The sequence below is a fragment of the Leptothoe sp. PORK10 BA2 genome (genome assembly GCF_034932105.1).
Taxonomy (GTDB): domain Bacteria; phylum Cyanobacteriota; class Cyanobacteriia; order Phormidesmidales; family Phormidesmidaceae; genus Leptothoe.
The window spans coordinates 1-6,357 of record NZ_JAYGIG010000182.1 but is presented as its reverse complement, the minus strand read 5'-3'; the positions used below and the strand labels follow the sequence as shown (position 1 = coordinate 6,357).

Here is a 6,357-nt window from a genome sequence, read left to right as displayed (position 1 = left end):
GCGTAGGGCAACGACACAGCGCCAAATCCTCGTCCTAAGTCTTGCTCATGCTGCCGTTGAACACCCACTAAATGATCACGCAGTTCCTCTGTGATACTGTTCGGGAGCATCGTGACCCGGCTTTTACTGCCTTTGCCATCTCGCACCAAAATTTGGTGTTGCGCAAAATCCACATCTTTTACTCGCAGGCGTAGCCCTTCGCACAACCGCAATCCGCCACCATAAAGCAGTTTTACTACCAACTGCTGGGCACCGCCTATATTTTGGATGACGGCTCGTGCCTCTTGTGGGGTTAGAACGGTAGGGAGATATTGAGTGCGCTTTGCGCGAATGGCACTCACCCCGGCCACTTCTAAATTCAGGACTTCTCTGTACAGAAATAAAATGGCGTTGAGCGCTTGATTCTGGGTGGAGGCAGCGACTTGCTGCTGAACCGCCAAATGAGTCAAGAAAGCTTCAATCTCTAATCGCCCCATCTCACGCGGGTGGCGCTTTTCATGAAACAGGATGTAGCGCCTCACCCACTGCACGTAGGTTTCTTCCGTTCGGTAAGCATAATGCTTGAGCCGAATGACCTCTCGCAGATGGTCTAAAAGCTTTTTGGGGCGTGGTTCCATCACCATCTAAGCACAATACATGTGCCTGATGATACTCATAACGACATCCGTACACATCTGAAGATATGCGGAAAGTTTCTTCAGATCCCCCTTGAGCAGCTTACTATGCAGAAAGTTTCCTCAGATCCACCTGATTTGGGAAGATCTCAGGAAACTTTCCACATATCCACCCAGATACAGGTAGATATGCGGAAAAAATCCGTCTAAAAAGAAGTTAGGATGGCACTAAAAGTTTTTCATTAGCAGTAAAATTATTCTGCAATAAGTTGTGTATTCATTAAGTTGGCCAAGTTGGTGTTGATTGAAAAATTATGCCAAACGACTTAGACATAACGATTGAGCTTCACTTGCATCCACTGCTGGCTTGGTATGGGGTAACGCAAAGGATTCAAGGTGTCGATGGCAAAGAACTATTAGTAAAAATTCCAGCAGGCATTCGAAACAAAACACGCCTCCGTCTTAAGGGAGAGGGTAAAAGGGTAGGAATTGACGAAGGGGATCTTTATCTTGAAGTCCAGATAGAACGATCAAACTTGAGACTTCTGCAGAGAGGGCTCTTAGCGCTAGGGTCTTTAGTAATTGGGATTTTTTTGATATGGCACTATTCAAGCTCACAGTTCTACGACCTTTGGCTAGTCGTTGGATACTTAATGAACGTAATTGGAATAATAGTCTTGACTGGGATTTTATGGGACAAATATCTAGGAAAGAGAGAGGTAGGTTGCTTGATTTATGTTCTCCTTTGTGTGGGACCACCGCTGATTATCAATAACTTTTTGTTTGATATCGCTTTTTCTTGGTTTGCAGCATTTACCTGTGCAACAATTGGTGGCACTATTGGCGGTTTATTGGCTTATCCTAAACCAGTCTTGCCTAGTTTAATTGGTGGACTTCTTGCTGGCAATATTGCATTAGCTGCAATTTACTACTACACACTTTATCGAACAACTATTTGGAATTATGAGATAGCTGTCGTGCTAGTGCTGGGATGCCTTCCAGGATTAGGAATTGGTTGGTTGCTAAAGAATATATTATCTAATTTTTCCTCAGGTAGATAGTTGTAGGGAGCGTTCCTAGACGTAACTTTTCCCCTTCCACCGATAAACTTTTGGGAACCCATTATGCTTATGAGTTTTTGAAACAACCGACTGCCACCTAACAAGGCCCATGCACACCGACCACCAAAAGTAGATCGGTATAATGCAGAGGCTATCTGCAGCGGGTGATGGGCATCGTTAGCTGGCTCCGCGCATAATCCTTGCACTCGTTTTTCAAGGTTATCTGTCGACCCGAAAGTACCCAGTAAGCCATATGTTGGGGCAGTCATTTGCAGCCGCTGTCTTGTGCTGTTAGATTGCTAGACCTTGGACGATCTACGAGATACGATCGCTCCTTCGGTGGTGTGAATTCCTGGAGCAGCGGTTTGACGTTCCATAGCTATCGATAAGGGGAGCAAGAACAATTGCATACTGTTTCAGAAGGCTCTCCCGGCTTTGCGATGATAAGAGAATCTTATGTACAGCTATAGCGAAGGTTTCAGCCGTCAGCCTGACAGCATTTTGTATCTATTCTTACAGTTTTAACCATAGAGCCGGAAGAGTCTTTCAAAAGACACTTTTATAGCTAGCACACAACTAAGTTCAGGGGTGTTATACTAGAGCCATTAATGTTACTCAATGTCAAACATGTAACAAACATGTAAGGAATTGATGACCTTTTCAACTTTTGGAGAAGCTAGGCAATGTCAAGCGATAGTGAGTTACAGCGCCAACAGATTATAAAAGGGTTGGCAGAACCTGGTTTTAAGTTTGGATTAGGAGCTATTGCAAAAGTCTCTGAATATGCCGCTGAAGGGCTGAAGAATCCTAAAGTAGTCGAAGCTGCTAGAAGTGTAACCGAGTCTGTCTCGAAAAATAACCAATTTTCCAAATTGGGAGTAGGAGCTGTTGCGGCAGCGGCGGCTAGCTCTGCTAGTATGCCAGTAGTTGTACCAGCGGCGATAGTCCTTGGGACTGCATCTTTAGCCGTGTATGGATTGGCAAAACTTGCAGAACGTCTGTCTGATGATGTTTAGATGACTTTGGCTAAGTGTTCTGTTCTAATGTGATTACATTTTTCGGAATCCGTGGCCTCTTCACTGTATTCAATCTAAATCGATCCTGTGTAATTTTTGAAAATGGAGTAAACCTATGTCTATCAAGAATGCTGCCGCCGCCGCCGCTGCTGCCGCTAAGGATTCTTCTAACGCTGCGGGGGGGCCAGCTTGGCTACCCGCAGCGTTAAAGATTGGTGGATTAGTTGTAACTTTGGCGTTGGTTGTCGTAGGTGGAGGTGAGGCTGCGGAAGCTGCGGAGGCTCTTAGCGAGTTTGGTAGAAAGTAATTATTTTCATGCTGTGATCTGTTGAGTGTGAGAATTGAAAAGATTTCTGCACTCTATCAAGAATACAAAGAAAGTATGTTTCAATCTTTTGGAGCATACTTTCTTTATTTTTAATTATGATATTTCTTTTCCTTTTCTTAAATCTCCTTTTGTGGAAGCATATTCAGAAACTTGCATTATTAGAATATATTTGTCTTGGGTACACAGACAACGCGAAGTCCAACGCTGTCTCTAGGATTGGAGTCTCCACGGTTATCTGGACGGAGGATAGTTCGATTAGCAGAACGACAGCGTTTTGGAGAAGTGAACCAAGAACCACCGCGTATAATTCTAAAAGAATCTCCATTCATTACCCAGTTATCAGAACACCATTCCCATAGATTTCCATGCATATCAAATAAACCATAGGCGTTGGGCGGAAACTGCCCCACATCTGTTGTTTGTTCTCGGAATTGACCTTTTGAACCCTGACCATAAACATAATTTCCGTCATAATTAGCTAACTCTGCCGTAATGGTTTCACCGAAGTAGAAAGGTGTTGTTGTGTTTGCTCTACAGGCATACTCCCATTCGGCTTCAGTTGGCAGTCTATATTCTCTGCCAGTCGCTCTAACGAGACGATCACAAAACTCCTTCGCTTCATGCCAAGTAACACGTTCAACGGGACGTAAAGCACCTTTAAAGTAAGATAGATCCGATCTGAAATCAATTTCAACTCTTGTAAGTTTAGAAACATGTTCCCATTGGGATTGGGTGACTGCATATTGCCCCATCAGAAAAGGCTGAACTGTTATCTGGCGTTGTGGACCCTCCTCAATTTGCCTATTATCACGATGCCCTTCTTCATTAGTTGGTGAACCCATTTGGAAGGTGCCTCCTGGGATGTAAACCATATGGAGCTGAATTCCCTCTCCTAAATCTTCAATCCACCTTGATGTAGTCTTAGACTCTCGTCTAAGGGCTTCACCTCGCTCATTAACTTCAATTGTTTCAAACGAAAAGCTATCTTGTGCCAATTCTGGAGCACTATGTTGGATGGGAGGATTAGATTCAGCTTTTGGAGTTACTTCAGCAGTTTTTGGAGTTACTTCAGCAGTTTTTGGAGTTACTTCGACAGGTTCTTGAGGCAAACTTTCAGGAGAAGGGTTGGAATTAATTATTTTTTGTGCCTCGATCCAACCCTCCTTTAAATTACCTCCATAGCTCAAAGACCCTCCTATACCAATCGAAGTGAAAACTAAAGATATGAATAATCGTCTACCTCTTGAAGTTGAGTTTTCATCTTGAAGTATTATGGTGATGCCACTTAATCCGGCAAGTGCGAGAGCAAGAAATATACAAAACCAGATAAGATAGTCATTCTTGCGATCAAAATCTGGAATGCTTTCGAGTTGATTAATCGCGAACCCTATAATAGAACTTATTAGCGTTGAAATAAAAATAATAAAAATTATTACGGCTGGATTGATCGAGGTTGGCTTTTTTTGTGACATAAGTTTCTTTCTAACCTTATGCGTTCAAGTAGAAAAATTGAAAGGTAGTGACTATCAATACGCTGAATACGATGATCGGACAACGCACGTAAGTAAGCTAGCCGTTCAGTTTATAATACTTCATAACCTACATTTCGCATGTAGTTCATACTTGCTCACTGAGCTACAGTAAATCGGTGGGGAGAGCTCGCTAACAAGTCGATGAAGCGGACGGTTGAGATATCTTGGTGAAGGTGCAAAGGTTACTAGCCGCCGCTTATCTTGGTCGTTAGACCGAACCGATGAGTCCGATAAAGTTTTTTATTTCAAGCAAAGATTAGGCAATCCTAAATATTCTGCTTCGTTGTTGAGTTGCGAGAGGTTATTGGCGTTCACTAAAGACAAATAATTATTAAGCGACCGATGTGTAATACATCATTGGAGCGGACAATATTTCTGAATCGTTTATAGCGGTTCCTAAACTAATGAGGTACAGTCAGCCGTTTGCTGGCAAGGATTTTGGGTTTGAGAATGCACCTTACTCGACCGAAAACCGCTATATTTACTTAGCTTTAATCTGCAAAATGCTAAGCAACCTGTGTGTACTTCACCATTTTGAGAAACGCTATTAAACGTCTTAAGTCATATTAAGGAACAGTTTATGACACCGAATCAGAATTCAAACGTCCCAGCGGGGTGGCAAGGTGGTTTTGCCGAGTCAAATCCAAAGTTTGCCTATCCAAATCCAGATCTCAATTCGTTGCCAATGTTGGATAACATGGCCAACATTCCGAGAATCAAACGCCAGCAGCCTATATATTGGCCTGAGTTCAGTTGGGAAACCATTAAAGGAAAGCCGGATTCCAGGTGTTTTCAGATGTTTGCCCACAATATTTCCAGCATCGGTTACGACGATACTGGGAGAATATGGTCTATTATATGTCCCCAGCAAGGTGTTTGTATTGGTAACATAGCTTGTCTGAATCTAGAAGTTACTGTTACCGGACAGAGAGGTTGGGTTAACGAGACAAATCCGGAACTAGGGATAGCAGCGGATATGACCGTCGAGGGCAAGATTTGGTTTAGTCCGAGTTCGCACCAAAATTGGTTGGTTCAGCGAGCATGGCATCTCTTTGAAGAAAAATCTCTTCCCTTTCCCTCAGTCAAAGCCAACGCGATTCAGGTCTCTACCCATATGGTCAAGGACCCTAATCAACCCATCTTTCCAATTAGGGCTGGCGAAAGTAGGCTATTTGAGGCTCCTGACTTTGCTAGACACGAAGATAAGGCATGGTCTGTTGGGAATATAGAGGTGGAAATCGGCGGTATCATCCCCAAAAATCATCCCACCGTCGATACTTTTAACCAGAAAATCCTGGATCTTTTCAACCTTGCTTCTGGCAACATGCTGCAAGCTGGCAACGTACTGACTTGGAATCTCTGGTTCAGGAATCCCCTACTCGTCAACACGGAAGAGTGGAAAACCCACGCAGAGAAGTGGCGGCAGAGCATTGACGCGGATCACGGGCCTAGATCAAGCGATGCGAGATATGCCGATGGCTCTGTTTTTGAACCTCGCCCACACTTATTCGAGGAGATTCAAGACATTATTAAAATTATAGAGTCACTTATGTAGTCTGCCTTACTCACGAATCTGCGGGGTCGGACTTCTTGCGAGAAGTATGCGAGAACCGACCTCTTTCGACTTTAAAGCCTTTAGAGTTTCAAGATCTTGTAGAGTTTCTCTGCTATGTACGGTCTAACATAGTCCCTCATATAATTGGAGGAATCAGCGTTAAGCTGATAACAGAACCGCCGGAGAATCTGGATAGTCCCTGACGCTGATCAAGCTGGTTCTCAGATTATAGATCCCGAATTGGTTCTGTT

The 6,357-nt window shown here is 43.5% G+C and carries 6 protein-coding genes; 4 read left to right on the top strand and 2 right to left on the bottom strand.

Annotation, left to right across the window (positions count from 1 at the left end; genetic code table 11):
- Positions 1 to 617 (bottom strand): phage integrase N-terminal SAM-like domain-containing protein (locus tag VB741_RS25670; protein ID WP_323368073.1); only part of this gene is annotated, 617 nt, incomplete at its 3' end.
- Positions 618 to 928: 311 nt separating this feature from the next.
- Between VB741_RS25670 and VB741_RS25665 the strand changes: the two genes are divergently transcribed.
- The 3 genes from VB741_RS25665 to VB741_RS25655 all read left to right on the top strand — a co-directional run bounded on the left by VB741_RS25665 (position 929) and on the right by VB741_RS25655 (position 2,998).
- Positions 929 to 1,675 (top strand): DnaJ C-terminal domain-containing protein, encoded by a 747-nt coding sequence (locus VB741_RS25665; protein WP_323368072.1) that lies wholly within the window; start codon positions 929 to 931, stop codon positions 1,673 to 1,675.
- Positions 1,676 to 2,358: 683 nt separating this feature from the next.
- Positions 2,359 to 2,691 (top strand): hypothetical protein, encoded by a 333-nt coding sequence (locus VB741_RS25660; RefSeq protein ID WP_323368071.1) that lies wholly within the window; start codon positions 2,359 to 2,361, stop codon positions 2,689 to 2,691.
- Between the two features lie 115 nt (positions 2,692 to 2,806).
- A complete protein-coding gene (locus VB741_RS25655; protein WP_323368070.1) occupies positions 2,807 to 2,998 on the top strand; it encodes a hypothetical protein in 192 nt (63 codons plus the stop codon).
- A 179-nt stretch (positions 2,999 to 3,177) separates the two neighbouring features.
- On the opposite strand, the gene VB741_RS25650 is transcribed toward VB741_RS25655, so the two are convergent.
- Positions 3,178 to 4,491, bottom strand: a complete 1,314-nt coding sequence (locus tag VB741_RS25650) for a formylglycine-generating enzyme family protein (protein WP_323368069.1) — start codon at positions 4,489 to 4,491, stop codon at positions 3,178 to 3,180.
- A 640-nt stretch (positions 4,492 to 5,131) separates the two neighbouring features.
- On the opposite strand from VB741_RS25650, the gene VB741_RS25645 reads away from it, so the two are divergent.
- On the top strand, positions 5,132 to 6,106 hold the full coding sequence (locus tag VB741_RS25645) for a hypothetical protein (RefSeq protein ID WP_323368068.1): 975 nt from the start codon (positions 5,132 to 5,134) through the stop codon (positions 6,104 to 6,106).
- Positions 6,107 to 6,357: the final 251 nt, after the last annotated feature.

Excerpts from the sequence above, each read along its gene's own strand:
- VB741_RS25665 (WP_323368072.1), top strand. The coding sequence starts at position 929 with ATGCCAAACGACTTAGACATAACGATTGAGCTTCACTTGCATCCACTG.
- VB741_RS25645 (WP_323368068.1), top strand. The coding sequence starts at position 5,132 with ATGACACCGAATCAGAATTCAAACGTCCCAGCGGGGTGGCAAGGTGGT.
- VB741_RS25660 (WP_323368071.1), top strand. The coding sequence starts at position 2,359 with ATGTCAAGCGATAGTGAGTTACAGCGCCAACAGATTATAAAAGGGTTG.
- VB741_RS25655 (WP_323368070.1), top strand. The coding sequence starts at position 2,807 with ATGTCTATCAAGAATGCTGCCGCCGCCGCCGCTGCTGCCGCTAAGGAT.
- VB741_RS25650 (WP_323368069.1), bottom strand. The coding sequence starts at position 4,491 with ATGTCACAAAAAAAGCCAACCTCGATCAATCCAGCCGTAATAATTTTT.